Source organism: Paenibacillus sp. CCS19, assembly GCF_033239625.1.
GTDB lineage: Bacteria > Bacillota > Bacilli > Paenibacillales > Paenibacillaceae > Paenibacillus_T.
The window spans coordinates 69136-86135 of sequence record NZ_BTCK01000030.1; the positions used below are offsets into that span (position 1 = coordinate 69136).

The 17000-nt window shown below is 54.0% G+C and carries 16 protein-coding genes and 1 tRNA gene; all 17 read right to left on the minus strand.

Annotated features, from left to right (window positions below):
* Positions 1-6: 6 nt before the first annotated feature.
* The gene (locus tag SBI19_RS19480; protein WP_483312316.1) at positions 7-822 is read right to left on the minus strand and encodes an ABC transporter permease; all 816 of its coding nucleotides are present in this window, start codon (positions 820-822) and stop codon (positions 7-9) included.
* Positions 819-1706, minus strand: a complete 888-nt coding sequence (locus SBI19_RS19485) for an ATP-binding cassette domain-containing protein (protein WP_317971202.1) — start codon at positions 1704-1706, stop codon at positions 819-821. The genes SBI19_RS19480 and SBI19_RS19485 overlap by 4 nt, the downstream gene beginning before the upstream one ends.
* A gap of 259 nt (positions 1707-1965) precedes the next feature.
* A complete protein-coding gene (locus SBI19_RS19490) occupies positions 1966-3135 on the minus strand; it encodes a serine hydrolase domain-containing protein (protein WP_317971203.1) in 1170 nt (389 codons plus the stop codon).
* Between the two features lie 308 nt (positions 3136-3443).
* Positions 3444-4775 carry an NAD(P)/FAD-dependent oxidoreductase gene (locus SBI19_RS19495; protein ID WP_317971204.1) on the minus strand — a complete coding sequence of 444 codons (1332 nt, stop codon included), beginning with the start codon at positions 4773-4775 and terminating at the stop codon, positions 3444-3446.
* 140 nt (positions 4776-4915) lie between these two features.
* Positions 4916-5626, minus strand: a complete 711-nt coding sequence (locus tag SBI19_RS19500) for a methyltransferase domain-containing protein (protein WP_317971222.1) — start codon at positions 5624-5626, stop codon at positions 4916-4918.
* Entirely contained in the window at positions 5619-6914 is a 1296-nt protein-coding gene (locus SBI19_RS19505; protein ID WP_317971205.1) for a type III polyketide synthase, read from the minus strand. The genes SBI19_RS19500 and SBI19_RS19505 overlap by 8 nt, the downstream gene beginning before the upstream one ends.
* Positions 6915-7092: 178 nt before the next feature.
* Positions 7093-8169 (minus strand): hypothetical protein, encoded by a 1077-nt coding sequence (locus tag SBI19_RS19510; protein WP_317971206.1) that lies wholly within the window; start codon positions 8167-8169, stop codon positions 7093-7095.
* Positions 8170-8294: 125 nt separating this feature from the next.
* Entirely contained in the window at positions 8295-8450 is a 156-nt protein-coding gene (locus SBI19_RS19515) for a small acid-soluble spore protein P (RefSeq protein WP_317971207.1), read from the minus strand.
* A 49-nt stretch (positions 8451-8499) separates the two neighbouring features.
* The gene (locus SBI19_RS19520) at positions 8500-8700 is read right to left on the minus strand and encodes a hypothetical protein (protein WP_317971208.1); all 201 of its coding nucleotides are present in this window, start codon (positions 8698-8700) and stop codon (positions 8500-8502) included.
* A gap of 14 nt (positions 8701-8714) precedes the next feature.
* Entirely contained in the window at positions 8715-9062 is a 348-nt protein-coding gene (locus SBI19_RS19525; protein WP_317971209.1) for a hypothetical protein, read from the minus strand.
* A gap of 141 nt (positions 9063-9203) precedes the next feature.
* A tRNA-Ser gene (locus SBI19_RS19530) sits at positions 9204-9292 on the minus strand.
* Between the two features lie 125 nt (positions 9293-9417).
* The gene (serS, locus tag SBI19_RS19535; RefSeq protein ID WP_317971210.1) at positions 9418-10698 is read right to left on the minus strand and encodes a serine--tRNA ligase; all 1281 of its coding nucleotides are present in this window, start codon (positions 10696-10698) and stop codon (positions 9418-9420) included.
* A gap of 64 nt (positions 10699-10762) precedes the next feature.
* Positions 10763-11347 carry a pyridoxal 5'-phosphate synthase glutaminase subunit PdxT gene (pdxT, locus tag SBI19_RS19540; RefSeq protein ID WP_317971211.1) on the minus strand — a complete coding sequence of 195 codons (585 nt, stop codon included), beginning with the start codon at positions 11345-11347 and terminating at the stop codon, positions 10763-10765.
* Positions 11348-11499: 152 nt separating this feature from the next.
* The gene (gene pdxS, locus SBI19_RS19545) at positions 11500-12381 is read right to left on the minus strand and encodes a pyridoxal 5'-phosphate synthase lyase subunit PdxS (protein ID WP_317971212.1); all 882 of its coding nucleotides are present in this window, start codon (positions 12379-12381) and stop codon (positions 11500-11502) included.
* Between the two features lie 139 nt (positions 12382-12520).
* On the minus strand, positions 12521-13846 hold the full coding sequence (locus SBI19_RS19550) for a D-alanyl-D-alanine carboxypeptidase family protein (RefSeq protein ID WP_483312317.1): 1326 nt from the start codon (positions 13844-13846) through the stop codon (positions 12521-12523).
* Positions 13847-13981: 135 nt separating this feature from the next.
* On the minus strand, positions 13982-15439 hold the full coding sequence (guaB, locus tag SBI19_RS19555; protein ID WP_317971214.1) for an IMP dehydrogenase: 1458 nt from the start codon (positions 15437-15439) through the stop codon (positions 13982-13984).
* 205 nt (positions 15440-15644) lie between these two features.
* Positions 15645-16787, minus strand: coding sequence for a putative glycoside hydrolase (locus SBI19_RS19560; protein WP_317971215.1), 1143 nt, complete (start codon positions 16785-16787; stop codon positions 15645-15647).
* Positions 16788-17000 lie beyond the last annotated feature (213 nt).

The window sequence follows — 17000 nt, forward strand, 5'->3', positions numbered from 1 at the left end:
TTCGTTTTATCGGCGGCCTGCTTGATGACGAAACGCAAACGCGCTCCATGCGACAGCAACAGCCAGTATGGCAAGACACCAGATGATCGCGATCCATCCATCGCTGTTCGATTGACCCGATTGACCGGAGATCAATCCGCGAATCGTCTCAATGACCGGCGTAATCGGCTGATGGTTAGCGACTCCTTGCAGCCAGCTCGGCATCGTACTCGTTGGAACGAACGCACTGGACAGATAAGGCAGGAACAGCAGCGCGAAGCCGTATGCACTGGCTGCAGATGGACTGCGAGTGACAATGCCAATCGCAGCGAACAACCAGGTGAATGCGAAGATGAACAGGGCGATCATGCCGATGGCGAGCAGCCATTCCCCTACATCGGCCGTTGGGCGGAAGCCTACTGCCAGCGCTACGGTGATCACGACGCTCGTCGCAAGCAGGTTGCGGACGACACCCGCAATGACGTGCCCCATGACAACCCCAATGCTGTTGATCGGCATCGTCCGGAATCGATCGATAATCCCGTTCGTCATGTCCATCGCCACGTCAACAGCTGTACTTGAAGAACCGAACCCGGCGCACAGCAGTATAATCCCCGGGACGACGTAGTTCACATAGTTGCCGGAAGGATCCAGAGCGCCGCCCATGACGTACGTGAACAGCAGCATCAGCATAACGGGCAGCACGATCGCCATCAGAAGCGCCTCCGTATTGCGCAAGCTGAGACGAAGACTGCGGCCAATAAACACAGCATTGGCAACGCTGAAAGAAGCGTGTTTCATGTCCTCTTGTCGTTCTTCTATTTGAAAAATAGTCGTTGTCATCCTACGGCGACCTCCTCTTCACGGCCAGTCAGTGCCAAGAACACATCCTCCATGCTCGGCTGGCGAATGGCTACCTTCGCATTAGCTGGAACAATCCGAAGAGCCTCCTGCAATGCACGGTTTACATCCTGTATCGTCCCGTCCGTCGGCAAAGTCCGAATAATAACGTCGTCATCATTGCTGATCTCAATAACGGCTTCGCCAAACCGAGCTTTCAACTCGGAGGCTGATCCAGAAGCAATCAGGCGGCCATCCGCGAGTACCGCAATTTGGTCGGCAAGCTCGTCGGCTTCCTCCAAGTATTGCGTCGTCAAGAAAATCGTCATACCCTGTTCGCGAAGCTTCCGAATCATCGTCCACAGCGCGCGCCTGCTCATCGCATCGAGACCCGTCGTCGGCTCGTCGAGGAAGAGCACGGGTTTCGGACGTACGAGACTAAGCGCAAGGTCGAGACGTCGGCGCATACCGCCCGAGTAGGACCCGACACGTTTGCCTGCTGCGTCCTTCAGGTCGAAGGCATCGAGCAATTCTGCTGTTCGCTGCCGAGAGGCCGACGGCGATAAACCTGATAACCGACAGAGCATATGCAGATTTTCTCTACCCGTCAGCATAGCGTCTACTGCGGCGAATTGCCCTGTAAGGCTGATTGCCCCTCTTACACCGTTAGCGTCTGACGATAAGTCACGGCCCGCTATCCGTACTTCTCCTGCATCCGCAGAGGCAAGCGTCGATAGAATATGAATAAGCGTCGTTTTGCCAGCGCCATTACGTCCGAGCAGCGCGAATACCGTACCCGCCGGCACGGCAAGGTCGATGCCGCTCAGCACGATTTTGTCACCATAACGCTTATGCAAGCCACGGACTTCGATCGCGATTTTCCCCATTAGAAATCGGCCTCCTTTGTTTCCTCAACAACAGTATATTATATAAACAGTATATACGGTACACAGTTAATGTCAATGAGAAACTCGGCCTGCTTGTCCCGAGTCATTCTGCACACAAAGAACACCCAGAGATCTCTGGATAGCCTAATAATGCGAAAAAGCTGTTCCACCAAGCACATCCCTGTGCCGGCGAAACAGCTTTTGTCACATAACCACATTCAATACTTTGTCCTACACTCTACACTCTACACGCTATACGCTACAGCTGCTCAATCGCCGCCAATACCGTATTGTTGAAGTGATCCGCATACATATTCTTGAACGGCCGATTATGGTCAAGCTCAACCGACAGATACACCGTCACCGTGCTGTACAACGGATCGACGCAGACGAACGGTCCTGCCGCACCCCAGTGAGAGTACGCACCGCTTGAGAACAAGTCGCCGCCATCCCGCTTCGTGCCGTTGATCGCCCAGCCATAACCCCAGTACGCTTCCGGGAATACCTCATCGCGATATTGCGAGGAAACGCCAGGAATCTGATTGCGCGTCATTTCGAATACTGTAATCGGACTGAGCAGCCGCACGCCGTTGTATTCACCGCCGAACAGGAACATTTGACCGAAAATCGCCAAGTCGTACGCCGAACCATACGCACCGCCGCCTGCAGACATCGACCGAATCATGTCTTCCGTCTCAATCCATTCCGCACAAGCTGCCTCTGGCGCGCGTCGCACAATCCGATATCGCTCCGAGTCAGGTACTGCATAATACGTATCGTGCATACCCAGCGGCTTGAAGATCCGCTCCTCAACGAATCGATGATATGGCATTCCGCTCACCCGAGATACGATCTCTCCGAGCAAATTGTAGCCGAAGCCGACGTATTGCATCACTTGGCCTGGCTTCGTACGAAGCGGCACCTCATAGCCATAGCATAGCGATTCATGCGTATCCGCATCCTGACCCTCTGGGCAAGGCGGCAGCTCAACCCCCTGATCGCGCTTGCGCTCGATGATTTTCCACACATCCTCGCCGTTAATGCCCGACGTATGCGTCAGCAGGTGATGAACGTGAACCCCCTTCTTGCCAGGACCCGTAAACTCGGGAATATAATCAACGATCGGCCGATTAAGCCCCATGAGACCTTCCTCTACAAGCATAAGAATGGCGGTTGCCGTAAACAGCTTCGTTATCGAGCAAAGTGGAAACAACGCGTTGCGTGACAAATCAGCCGCTTCCGGCTCTGGGCCGAATTTGCCGTTCGCTTGATGCACGACGACAATACCTTTCCTTGCCGCAACGACAACCTGCGCCGGTGTTACGCCATTCACAACCATTTGCTCTGCTGCTTCAGCAATCCGTTTAACCCGGACTTCCGACATTCCGGCCTGCTCGGCCGAACCAGACTCAAGCTGTTTATTACGCATCGCAATGTGACCCCCTTATGATGAACCATAAATATGTAATGTTTTTATTTACTATTGCACATTTGTATTAACAATTCCTTCCTCATTATCGAAACAACACAAATTTCATAAATGAAAAACAGACTGAAAACGATATCCGAAACATTTCGAAAAATGCATGCCATTAGCTAATGAGAAAACCCCTGTCTAGGCCTTTCGAAGATGAGTGACCTATACCTTTGTGGAGCAAGGCAGCCTCGTAAGAATGAGGTAAGTTTATCGCCCAAAACAAAAACTGCTCCGTCCGCAGACGAAGCAGTTTTATCCCTTTAATGCAGCTGCAGCCGCGTCGCCTCGACGAGCCGATACGCCATACTGGGCGCCAGACGCCCAAGCCCGAGCAGCAGTAGAGACAACACTCTGCTCCCAAGCCCGGCTTGAAGGCGAAGTCCCCAACGCAGCGGTCCGGCAAAATCGCGCTGAAGCGCCTCCGTGTACGCCATTCTCCATTCACTAAGCGAGAGGGTGCCGTGCAAATATTGGTCCGCCAGCGGCGCGCACAGCGCCGCCGCGTGCAGCCCCATCGCCATCCCGTCCCCGCACAGCGGCGGGATGACCGACGCGGCATCGCCGACATGCGGCACGATGCCCCATGCCCGTGGCACGCGGGTGAGCACCACCGGCGCTGCCGCCGCGGTGCCTGCAACCGGCTGCGCATCGCGCAGCCGCCTTGCCAGCGCGGGCACCTGCTGCGCCGCCGCGGCAAGAACGGCGGCGGTAGATTGCCCCGCCGCCGCCCAAGCTTCCGGCGTCACGAGCGCAGCCGCGTTCGCCGTCCCATCGCCAGCGGGTACTAGCCCCAAGTACCCGCCGCGGAAGAAGAACAGCTCCACCACCGGCTCCGCCGGCACGCCAGAGAGCAGCATACGCACGCCGAGCAGCCTTTTGCTCCGCCTGTTACTCTCTCCATCATTGCCTGACCCACCGCCGATCACCCTGCCGCGCCAATCGATCTGCCGATTCGATGGCTGCTTGTCCTGCCGGCCAAGCCCGCCTCTTCGGAAGGCCCCAGCTCCAACGCGCAGACGGTCCGGTTCGCCATCGCCGCCCCGCCCCTTGACCACGTCGTTGATAGGCGGCGCTTCAGCTTCAGCTCCCGCTTCCATCCACTCCGCCGGCGCATTCCGCCCCCATGCGCCGATGACGACGCGCGCCGCCAGCTCCGTCTCGCCCTGCTCGCGCGAGCGGATGCGCACGCGCCAGCCGTCCGCCGCGCGGACCATCCCGCGCACCGTTACGCCGGTGCGCACCTCCGCGCCGCACCGCCGCGCCTCCTGCTGCAGCGCATCATCGAGCGCGTAGCGGCTGATGCTCTGCGCCGGCGTATGCAGCCGCAGCTCCAGCGGCTTGCCCAGCGCCGCCGCCAGCCGGATGCGCTCGATCGACGGAGGCGGCGGCGTCTGCTGCGCCAGCACATGCGCCAGTCCAAGCGATGCGAGCGACCGCGCCGACTCGGGCGACAAGAACTCCCCGCATACCTTATGGCGCGGGAACGAATGTCGATCAAGCAGCAGCGTATTCCAGCCCCGCGCCGCCATCGCGCATGCCGTACTCGCCCCTGCAATTCCCGCACCAATGACGATTACATCATAGTTGTGCATCGCCCGACGCTCCCTTGTTGTTCTCTCTCACATTCTCCAGCAAGCACGCCGCTCTACCACTGTTCTGTCAAATTCCCAAGAGGCATACCGCTCTCACTCCGATCTCGTCACTGCCCACCCAGCACTCTCTTATCTATCTCTTACTTCCTAACCCAGCAAGCATATCGAAACAGCGGCCGCCAAGAGTAGTCCAGCTTGGCACCGTCCCCCAGCCGTTCGCCTACCCGTCGCCAGTCAGCGGCACGGAACCCTTTGGCCACCGACAGCGGACCGTCATGCCGAATATAGCGGTTGCGAGACACAAGCCTCGTTGTCAGCCACACCGCAGTCCAAGCAACTGGGTGGCGATGGATATCCCCGATGGCACAACCGATGCGAGATCCGCGCACCATAGCTGCAACAGCTTCCACTACCTGCTCCTCGTCAAAATGATGCAGCAGCTGCGAAGCCGCCACAATATCCGCTTCCCTTGGCGCAAGCGCGAACAGATCCAGCTGCCTCACCGTCACTCTGGGCTCGTCCCGATAGAGATCGCGCGCTTCTGCGCATGCCTCCTCCGTCAGATCGCCCAGCGTCAGCTGCAGATCAATGCCCTCCTGCTCCGCCCATCGCAGCAGAGAACGATTAATATCGCCCGCACCGCAGCCAATGTCGAGTACCGATAGCTGCCGCGGACGCCCTGCTTCCTGCCACAGCTGCTTCACCGCGTACACAATCGGCCCCGCCGCTCCGAAGATGCCATTCAGCCGCTGCAGATGGCGATGCGCCTCTCGAAGCGAGTCGCCCCCTTTTGCGTGATCGTCCATCAGCTCCGGCCGCACAGCCCGATAGCGCAGCTGCAAATCAGCCATAACGTCCACCGATAACCGGCTCCGCCGTATTCCGCACGTCCGTACGGCGATGCCCGCTGGTGCCCCAATCCCGGCTCAAACTCTCCTCTGCACCCTCATCTCCGAACTCGTCATCGATATCCCGCTCGATACGCGTATCGCCATCTGCCATACTCGGTATATACGTCATCCGCATCAGCTCCGCCGTGAGTCCCGGCCCGAACGCAACCGCCATTCCTTCCGACCTCCCTCCACCTTCTTGACGCAACTGTTCTCTTATCTCGCGAAGCACGAACAGAATGGTCACCGACGACATATTGCCGTACGACCGCAGCACTTCGCGGCTTGCCTGCGTATCCTCATCGCTTAATCCGAACAGCTTCTGCACGCTATCTATAATTCCCCGGCCTCCTGGGTGAATCGCCCACCAACCCGGCGTGAACGCTGGAGCATAACGCTCCACCATATCCGGCACATAGCGGCTCAGCAGCTCCGGCACTTGCGGCGACAAGAACAGATCGAAGCCGTGATTGCCGATCGTCCAGCGCATTGCTTCTGAAGCCTCCGCCGCGAGCCCTGCCCAGCCTTCCGCCAGCAAGAAACGATCACCGTGCGCTCCGCGCTGCTTGGATGGACGTCCAATGACACAAGCCGATGCCCCATCTCCGAAAAATGCTGCCGCATACAGCGACTCTCGATCCCCCGACGGCTGCGTATGCAGCGTGCACAGCTCGACGCAGACGATGAGCGCGACCGCCTGCTCATCCGCTGCGACAAGCTCACGGGCTGTCCGCATCGCGGTCATGCCTGCCGCGCAGCCCAGGAAGGTGAGCGGCAGCCGCCGCGTGCCTTCATTCAGCCCGAGCCGATTGGTCAGCTCCGCATCCAATCCAGGCAGGTACATGCCCGTACAGCTCACCGTCAGCACATGCGTCACCTCATTCGCAGCAACACCGCTGTCTGTCAGTGCCTCTCTCGCCGCCCGCTCCGCAAGAATTGGCGCAAACTCCTGATACATCGCCATCCGCTCGGCTGTCTGCGGTACGAGATGCTCCGCCGTCCCTGGTGCGAATCGGCTCTCCGATGCAGGACCGGACAAGCTGGTTACGCACGTATGCCGCGTTTCCACACCGCTCTGATTAAAGATGCGGCGAGCCCATCGAGCCGCATCCCGCTGTCCCGCTGCTTCGAGTCCCTCCGCCAATCGCAGCGCCGTATCCCGTTGGTTGAGCCGGCATTCCGGCAGTGCTGTACCGATGCCGAGCAGCGCCACCTTATTTTGTGCTATTTTAATCCGATATCGTCCCATACTGTTGCCCCCTCCTCTATTCGAACGCATAACCGTCCGCCCCAGGAACCTCAGGGACAAACTGTTGCCATTCTATTCCGAAGAACGGGCCAATAGAACAACCTTCCGCATTACCAGTCTATACAAAAAGGCCCACACCCGATTCAATCGAGTATGGACCTTCTCAACTATTGAATTATTATTGCAGAACCGGCTCCGACAGGTCAACGCCGAACGAGTTCGCCAGCTCTTCCAGCTTCGTCGTGTCCGTTGGAATCTCTTGCTTGAACGTTTGCTTTTCATTGATTGCCGAGTAAGTGCTCTGCGCAAACATGTTCAGCTTCGTCTCGCCTTGATTCTCGTCCCTAACGACGATATCCGCGTTAATGCCTTGGAACGTCATGTAGCCGTCTTTCACGCCAGTCGTCAGCTTGAAGTCGTTCACTTTGATTGCCTTCTTAGCTTCTTCGACCCATTGCGCGCTGTTAGTCGCGATCTCCTGCTTCACTTTATCGAGGTCTTCCTTCTTCAGGTTGATCAGCTTCAAGTATTCTTCATCGGAAGCAAGCAGATCGATAAGGGCAGGCGCTACTTTATTGAGGATGATTCCGATAGCCGCCGGGAAGTTGTCGTTCGTCAGCTGGAACTGAATCAGGCTGTCATATTTCGCGTCCTGTGGAAGGCCTTCAACATCGGCTTTCTTCGGCTCGCTGAAATATTCCTTCGATTCGAAAGGTTCGATCATGGCCAGTACCATATCGCTGCTCAGCTTGATCATCTTATCGTTATCCAATACTGGAGCATCGGCTGCGCCTTGCTCTTCCAGCAGCTGCTTCGTGTCGATCTCAATGAATTTGCCCGTAATGTTCTCCGGCAGCGGGAGGAACGGCAAATTCGGGATTTTCACATACGCTTTGTCATCGGCCATGATCATAGGAATTTCAAGCGTCGTCGAAGCTCCATCCGTCTTGTACTCCAACTTCATCGTAATATCTGTCCGCTTGGCATCACGATCGTACTGGCCATCGAACGAGAGCTTCGAACCCTTCAGCAGCGATGTTACCATAGACGAAACACCAAGCTCATCCGACTCGTTAACCGGAATCGTTATATCATTAATGCCGACTGTACCGCTGAAAGCATAAGCTTTCATTTCCGACATTTTCTTAAGCGAATCTACCAACGTTTCCTTGGAAGGCTTACTGCTGCTGCAACCTGCAACTACGAACAAAATCGCAACCATCGCAAGAATGGCTGTGCGCTGCATCCATTTCATTGTTTCCATTTCCCCCTTTGTTTCATTCTCATACATCATACGTGATGGCCATTCTATGCACAAGCGTTTAACACAAAAACCCGTTTCCACATTTTGTGGAAACGGGCCTGCATTATCCTGACTAATTAGCCCTCGCCGTTGTTCTGGCGGGAGTGATTCTGCTGCTTGACCTTCTTCGATCCCGATAACGGCTGCTGCGGTTGATTGCCTTGGCGGGAACGTCCGCTTGCGTTGCTGTCCGACTCCGGATTAGGTACAGGTACGCTGTCTGGTTTACTCATCGTAATCGCAGTCCTCCTCTATCGAATGAATCTCGCTCTGTTGGACGAATTAGCTTCCGCTGCCCGATGAACCTGCACTGAACGGCGTCGACAGATCGGCAGGGTCCTCATGATTCATTGCGGCTTGATTGCGCCGATCATTCTTATCCTGCTGCAGCTGCTGTGCATGATGGCTGTTGACTGGGTTGCGATCGAGATCCTCGACGACGTTCATAAGGTTCTTATCCACGCCGTTCTTCGCTTTCGTCATGGTCGTTCGCTCCTTTAGTGGTAGGAATTCGAATGAACCGCCTGCGCGCATTCATGAATGTGACGCTTATAGTCGAGCGCAAGCTGCTGAATGATATCGGTGCGCTCATCAACCGACTGACCGGCTTTCTCCACATCGATCAACTCGACGTTGACCTCGCGGCTGTCGACATAACCTACTTTAAAATCAAACGAATAATCCTGATGCCCCGCCGTATGAATCGTCACGCGCAGCGCATTCGGGTCGCCCTCGTCCGGCCATACCTCTGCTTGGTCCGACTCATTAATGGTTGTCGGGAGCGTAATCGCCCAAGCCGATGCGAGCTGCTCTTGATTGAATTGCAATTCTTCGTTATGTGCCATGACTGTCCACCTCCACACCGTTTAAGATGCGAAGATCCCGATGATTTTATGCTTCCCAGACCATCGACTTCAGGCTTTGTTACACAAAAAAAAGAGCCGCGCAGCTGCGCAGCTCTTGGATGTTATGCAAGGTAAGTAAACTGGCGGAGAGGGTGGGACTCGAACCCACGTGAGCTTGCACTCTAACGGTTTTCAAGACCGCCCCGTTATGACCGCTTCGGTACCTCTCCACATTTAAAGTCGAACATTAAGATTGTACCACAAGCAAATTCGAACAATCAACTTTTCTTTTCATTTTTCCTCAAATATGTCTACACAATAAGAGCCGTCCCGCAGGACGGCCCTCTGTAACAGCTTATTTCTTCGCAATAACCGAAACGCCGCCCATGTACGGACGCAGCACTTCCGGAATGACGATCGAGCCGTCAGCCTGCTGATAGTTCTCCAGGATCGCAGCGAACGTACGGCCGACTGCGAGACCCGAACCGTTCAGCGTATGAACGAACTCTGGCTTGCTCTTCGGCTCGCGGCGGAAGCGGATGCCTGCGCGGCGTGCTTGGAAGTCCTCTACGTTCGAGCACGACGAGATCTCACGGTACGTGTCTGCGCTTGGCAGCCACACTTCGAGGTCGTATGTCTTTGCAGCGGTGAAGCCCATATCGCCTGTGCACAGCGAGAGGACACGGTATGGCAGACCGAGCAGTTGCAGCACTTTCTCTGCATTTGCCGTCATTTTCTCCAACTCATCGTACGACGACTCTGGGTGAACGAGCTTCAGCAGCTCGACCTTGTTGAATTGGTGCTGGCGGATGAGTCCGCGTGTATCGCGTCCAGCTGCACCTGCCTCCGAACGGAAACATGCGCTGTATGCGACAAAATATTTCGGAAGCTCTTCATTGCTCAGAATCTCTTCGCGCGCAATGTTCGTAACCGGAACTTCTGCCGTCGGAATCAGGTAGTAGTCCGAGCCTTCGAGTTTGAACAGGTCTTCCTCGAACTTCGGCAGCTGACCCGTACCGAACAAGCTGTCGCGGTTGACGATATACGGCGGCAGCACTTCTTCATAGCCATGCTGATCGCTGTGCAGATCCATCATGAAGCTGATAAGCGCACGCTCCAGACGCGCACCAAGTCCGCGGTAGAACACGAAGCGCGAGCCCGTTACTTTGCCCGCACGCTCGAAGTCGAGAATGCCAAGGTCCTGCGCCAGCTCCCAGTGAGCCTTCGGCTCGAAGCCGAGTTCCGTAGGCGTGCCAATACGGCGGATCTCAACATTGTCTTCCTCCGATGCGCCAACCGGTACCGACTCATGCGGCAAGTTCGGAATCGCTGCCGTCAGTTCATCGATCTGAACCTCCAACTCACGGATTTCTTCATCGATCGCCTTGATGCGGTCGCCAACTTCGCGCATCTCAATGATGAGCGCTTCTGCGTCGCCGCCCGATTTCTTTAGCTTCGCAACCTCTTGCGAAACCACGTTGCGGCGGTTCTTCAGCGTGTCCGATTCTACCAGAATCTCGCGGCGGCGAGTATCCAGTACCGGGAATGCCGCTACGAGTTCTTCCGATTTGCCACGGTTAGCAAGTGCTTGTACGACTTTATCGTAATCATTTCTGAGCCATTTCACATCTAGCACGAATGATTCTCCTCTCAATATGAACCGGCTGCCTGCATACGCTCACCGGCTTCGATTGCTTTCCTTACGCGCGGCCTGCTGCCGCTTCACGTGCCATATCGACAAAATAAGCATGCAGACGATAATCGTCCGTCAGTTCCGGATGGAACGAGCATGCGAGCAAATGGTTCTGACGAGCCGCAACGATCTCGTCCTTGTACGTCGAGAGCACATCAACGCCTTCGCCAACTTCCTTGATAAGCGGCGCACGGATGAATACCGCACGGATTGGCTCATTGATGCCCGTAATGTCGAGATCCGTCTCGAAGCTTTCACGTTGGCGGCCGAATGCATTGCGCTGCACCGTCATGTCCATCAGCTCGAGGTGTGCTTCCTCTTGGCCTTCAATACGGTCTGCGAGTACGATCAGTCCCGCGCATGTACCGAACAGCGGCTTGCCTTCAGCGGAAAACTTCCGAATCGCATCGATAAAATCATACTTCCGCATCAGCTTGCCGATCGTCGTGCTCTCCCCGCCAGGGATAACGAGACCGTCGAGGCTGTCCAGCTCTTCTACTCGTTTGACTGCAACGGCTTCCGCCCCTGCTGCTTCCAGTCCGCGAATATGCTCTGCTACGGCGCCCTGCAGCGCCAATACGCCTATTTTCATAACCAATACCTGCCTTTATGTTAACGCCCTCGAATCGATCAGCGTTCGAATATGTACAGCATTTCATCTACAACTTAGTATGCCCTTCATTGCCGAAAAGCCCCTGTATAAGGGGCTTTTCTCTCTGCTTCTAGAAACATTCAACAGCTTAATTAGATGCTGCGGTCTTGCATGCGATCGAAACCGGACAGCGTCTTAATATCGATGCCTTTCATCGGCGTACCCAGATTCTTGGATACTTCCGTGATCAGCTTGTAGTCTGTGTAGTGCGTCGTTGCTTCAACGATTGCGCGAGCGAATTTCTCAGGGTTGTCCGATTTGAAAATACCGGAGCCTACGAATACGCCGTCAGCGCCGAGGTGCATCATGAGCGCTGCGTCAGCTGGTGTTGCTACGCCGCCTGCTGCGAAGTTAACGACTGGCAGTTTGCCAGCTTCAGCAACTTGCACGAGCAGCTCATAAGGTACGCCCAGAACTTTTGCTTCGTTGAACAGCTCGTCCTTCGACAGGCTGGATACGCGGCGGATTTGACCGTGAATCAGACGAAGGTGACGAACAGCCTCAACAACGTTACCCGTTCCTGGCTCGCCTTTCGTACGGATCATCGATGCGCCTTCTTGGATACGACGAAGTGCTTCACCGAGGTCTTTAGCGCCGCATACGAATGGAACTGTAAATTCATTCTTGTTGATGTGGAATACTTCGTCAGCCGGCGTCAGTACTTCGCTTTCGTCGATGTAGTCAACGCCCATCGATTCCAGCACTTTCGCTTCTACGTAGTGACCGATACGAGCTTTAGCCATGACCGGAATGGATACGACTTTCGTTACCTCTTCAACGATCGTTGGGTCAGCCATACGAGCTACGCCGCCTGCTGCACGAATATCGGACGGAACGCGCTCAAGCGCCATTACTGCTACTGCGCCTGCTGCTTCCGCAATTTTTGCTTGCTCTGCGTTCATGACGTCCATGATGACGCCGCCTTTTTGCATTTCAGCCATACCACGTTTTACGCGCGAAGTTCCTGTTTCCATCTCCTGAAAACCTCCTATTTTTATGCGGATACAATGATAGCTCCGAATGTAACTCTAACCATTTATTTTACATGAAGCGCAGCGAATCGGCAACCTTCCAGCTGCGATTGCTGCGCTTCCAGAACCGACTTATTTTGGATTAACCGAACAAGCCCGCAATTCCGCTGAACAGACTCGAGAAGAAGCTGCCGATATTGCGGAACAACATCGTGAACCAGCCTGCTTTCTTCACATCTTCAGTAGCAATCAGATCAACCGTCTTCGTCAACGATTGGTTCGTATCAGGGTTCTTGTACTCATACGTTACCGTACCGAGCTTCTGACCCTGCTTGATTGGTGCCTTAAGTTCGCTAGCCGGCAGCAGCTCTGTCTTCAGAACCGTTGCTTTTGCCTCTGCGCCCTTCTTCACGAGGAAGCTTACATCATTAGCCGTAATGACACCGACCGATTTCTTTTTGCCCTTCGTTATTTTAACCGTTGGCACAGTTTCTACGACAGTTTTCGGTGCGACAATTGTTTTCTTCTCGAAGCTTGCATATCCGTAGTCATACAGCTTCGCTGTTTCGTGGAAACGAGCGCCCTTCGACTTCGTGTTCATAACGACACTTACATAACGCAAACCGTTAACTTGTACCGTACCTGTAAAGCAATAGCCTGCAGCGGACAGATAGCCCGTCTTCATGCCGTCAACGCCTGGATAAGCATAAGATTTCAGTTCCGTTACATCTTTATTCGATGCGAGCATGTAGTTATAGTTAATCAGTTCGCCTTTGTCCCGCTCACGGAACTTATATCGAGGAATACTTGCGTATTCCAGAAACTCCGGATGATCCACAACAATCTTTGCGGCCAGCTTCGCTTGGTCGCGAGCAGAGATGACCGTTGTATCTTCAAGACCAGCCGGTCCTGTGTAATGCGCTGAAGTTAATCCAAGCTGCTGCGCTGTTTCATTCATTTTATCAACAAAACCTTGCACGGAGCCGCCCACTTGGACTGCCAATGCGATCGTCGCATCGCTGGCCGAGCCGACTGCCATTGCGATATAAAGCTCTTTAACCGTATGTTTCTCGCCTACTGCTAGATAAACTTGGGAACCGTCCGGCGGTACCGTTGCCGCTTCTTCCGATGTAGATACGACTGTATCCCACGTGAGTCGGCCCGCTTTGATTTCCTCAAGCACGATATATTCCGTCATCATCTTCGTCATACTCGCTGGTGGCATTGGTTGATCTGCATTCAGTTCATACAATACCTGACCAGTCGTTGGCTCAATAAGAATCGCCGCTTTCGCTTCAATTCCTAGTGGATTGCCCGCACCTGCCGAAGCCGTCGCTTCTCCTTCAGCAAACGCTGCTGTGGAGCCAAACGCCAACATAACCATCCATACTGCCATCATTGCCGCCGTAATTGAGCGCAGGCGCCCCAGCTTGAAACTTACCTTCAAGTTATTCTCCCCATTTCCCATAAGCTTTCGTCCGTTCATTATTGTAACATAGTAAACCTATAATGAAAAAGCCAGACGAGAGAGTTCGCGGTATATCGCATTCTCCCCGTCTGGCTTCTATATCTATGAATCTAATTGCCGCTGCTCTTCTACCGATTAGAGAGAGTAGTTAGGCGCTTCTTTCGTAATTTGCACATCATGCGGATGGCTCTCGCGAAGACCCGCGCCTGTAATGCGAACGAATTGCGTATCGTTCTTCAGCGCTTCGATCGTTGCCGTACCGCAATAGCCCATGCCGGAGCGGAGACCGCCGACCATTTGGTGAATCGTATCAGCCATAGCGCCTTTGTAAGGAACGCGGCCTTCGATGCCTTCTGGAACGAGCTTGCTCTCGTTCTCTTGGAAGTAACGGTCCTTGCTGCCTTCTTTCATGGCGCCGAGCGAACCCATGCCACGGTATACTTTGAAGCGACGTCCTTGGTAAATTTCCGATTCGCCAGGGCTCTCTTCCGTACCTGCGAGCAAGCTGCCGACCATGATCGCACTTGCACCTGCAGCGATAGCCTTCACGATGTCGCCGGAGTACTTGATGCCGCCATCCGCGATGATTGGAATGTTGTACTCGCGTGCAACCGATGCGCAATCATAGATTGCAGTGATCTGCGGTACGCCGATACCAGCGATAACGCGTGTCGTACAAATCGAGCCTGGGCCGATACCGACTTTAACGACGGAAGCGCCTGCTTCGATCAGGTCACGAGTAGCTTCGCCCGTTGCAACGTTGCCTGCGATGATCGTCAGCGTTGGATACTTCGCGCGAAGCTTCTTGACTTCGTTCAGGATATTAATGTGGTGACCGTGTGCCGAGTCCACAACGATTGCATCTACGCCTGCATTAATAAGCGCTTCTGCACGCTCGAATGTATCCTTGGAAATACCAATTGCCGCGCCGCAAATGAGTCGTCCGTGCTGATCTTTCGCTGCATTCGGGAATTGGATCGCTTTCTCGATATCTTTAATGGTAATAAGACCTTTAAGAACGTTATTCTCGTCTACGAGCGGAAGCTTCTCGATCTTATGCTTCTGAAGGATACCTTCAGCTTGCGTCAGCGTCGTGCCGACTGGAGCCGTTACGAGCTCTTCGCGTGTCATTACTTCACTGATTTTCATCGAGTAGTCATGAACGAAGCGGAGGTCCCGGTTAGTCAAAATGCCGACCAACTTGCCGTTCTCATCAACGATAGGTACGCCGGAAATCCGGTACTTGCCCATGAGCGCTTCAGCATCATATACATGATGGTTAGGCGTCAGCGAGAATGGGTTCGTAATAACGCCGCTCTCCGAACGCTTAACGCGATCAACCTCTTCAGCCTGTTGCGAGATCGACATGTTCTTATGAATAATACCGAGGCCGCCCTCACGAGCGATTGCGATCGCCATTGCCGATTCCGTAACAGTATCCATGCCTGCGCTGATAAGCGGAATGTTCAGCTTTACATTGTCGCTGAGCACGGTTCCTACCGAAACCTCACGCGGCAGCACTTCAGATTTGCGCGGAACGAGCAGCACGTCGTCAAACGTCAAACCCTCTTTGGCGAATTTTGTTTCCCACACGAGTATGTTCCTCCCTTTATTTCATCCTATATTTAGCTTGCTCTGACGGATATTATTGCAATATTAGCAGAGGGGGTATAGGCTGTCAAGCTTGCAAGAACGGCATTTTCAGCCGTTTTCATCGCTATTTTCATGAATAGGATGAAGCTTCACAACGTTGCCATATAGCTAACACGCAAACCAAGATGCGCAAGGGCGGCGTTAATCATCTATAGTTGTATTTACATGCTGCACTCCATAATAAAAAATCGTTCACACCTTGATCGTGCAGTGCTTTGATCTGCTCTTTGACTGCTTGCTTGTCATACACCATATGAGGATGCACCCACGTTGCCGTAAAACTTTGCAGCCAAGGACGCAGCTTAGCAGGCTTCAATCCACTCGCCGCCATTGCTTGGTTGCGTTTCTTCGCATCCGCCATTGCATGACTTACGATTGCATAAGGGTGCATGTCTGGATCGCGCACGCCATATATCCCGTTGCCATAATGAGATGGATAGATCATTGGCGAAATATAATCAACCTCTTGTCCGATCGACCGCCACCGTTGTCCGATTCCCATATCATCCGATGCGGATGTAACAAGACCGAATACGTCTGCCGATACCTTCGCTCCATTACGATGGACAGGCGACTTAGCCTGATGCAAGAACTGTCGGATTGCTTCAGCGCGGGTCCATCCGTTCGCATTGGCTAACTTCACATGCTTCGATGTTATGCCTTCCGGGAATCGTACATAGTCGAATTGAATCTCATCAAACCCAAGCTTGGCCGCCTCAGCAGCTATATTAATGTTATATTTCCACACCTCTTGGCGATAAGGGTCTACCCAAGGCCGCCCGTGTCCATCCAACCATACACCGCCGTCTTGACGACGAATCGCTAATTGCGGCTGCTTCTTTGCCAGGTAAGGATCCTTGAACACAACGACTCGACCAATCGTATATACATGCTCCTGATGCAGCTTATGCAGCAGCTGCTTGATGTTAGGAATCGTAGGCGTTTGATCTGCCCCTGAACGTTTAACGTCAGCTGCTCCGGAACGATACGTTAATCGGCCAAAATCATTCTTCACATCGATCACTACCGCGTTCAGATCGGTATCGCGAAGCAATTGGCGCAGTTGATTCATCTTGGCATGGTTACCGGCAACCCATCCCGATACGTAAATACCTCTAACCGACTGGGCTGCACCCTTTGCATTGCCAGCTTTCAAGCTCGCCGCCTTGGTCCCTACATAAGTTGGTGGACGATCTGGCGTCAATATGCCTGTAAGTGCAAGCACGCTGCATAGCAATGCAGCTGTCCCATATCTTATCCAACGTCGAGCTGCACCCGTCGTATTCATCGGATGAATCGCCTCCTTCTCACCGCTCTATACGAGTAGTATGAGCGTTACGCCGAATTAGCTTGAGAAGGAGATATATCCAAATTGACGGTCGATGATCACGAAGTAACTCCTGGAGCATATTCGGCATCGAATCTTGATCCAGCCTTCGAACTCCGTTGCTCATGTAGGTTTTGCCTACACTCCGCTACTCGTTCTTCAGTCTGAATCAAC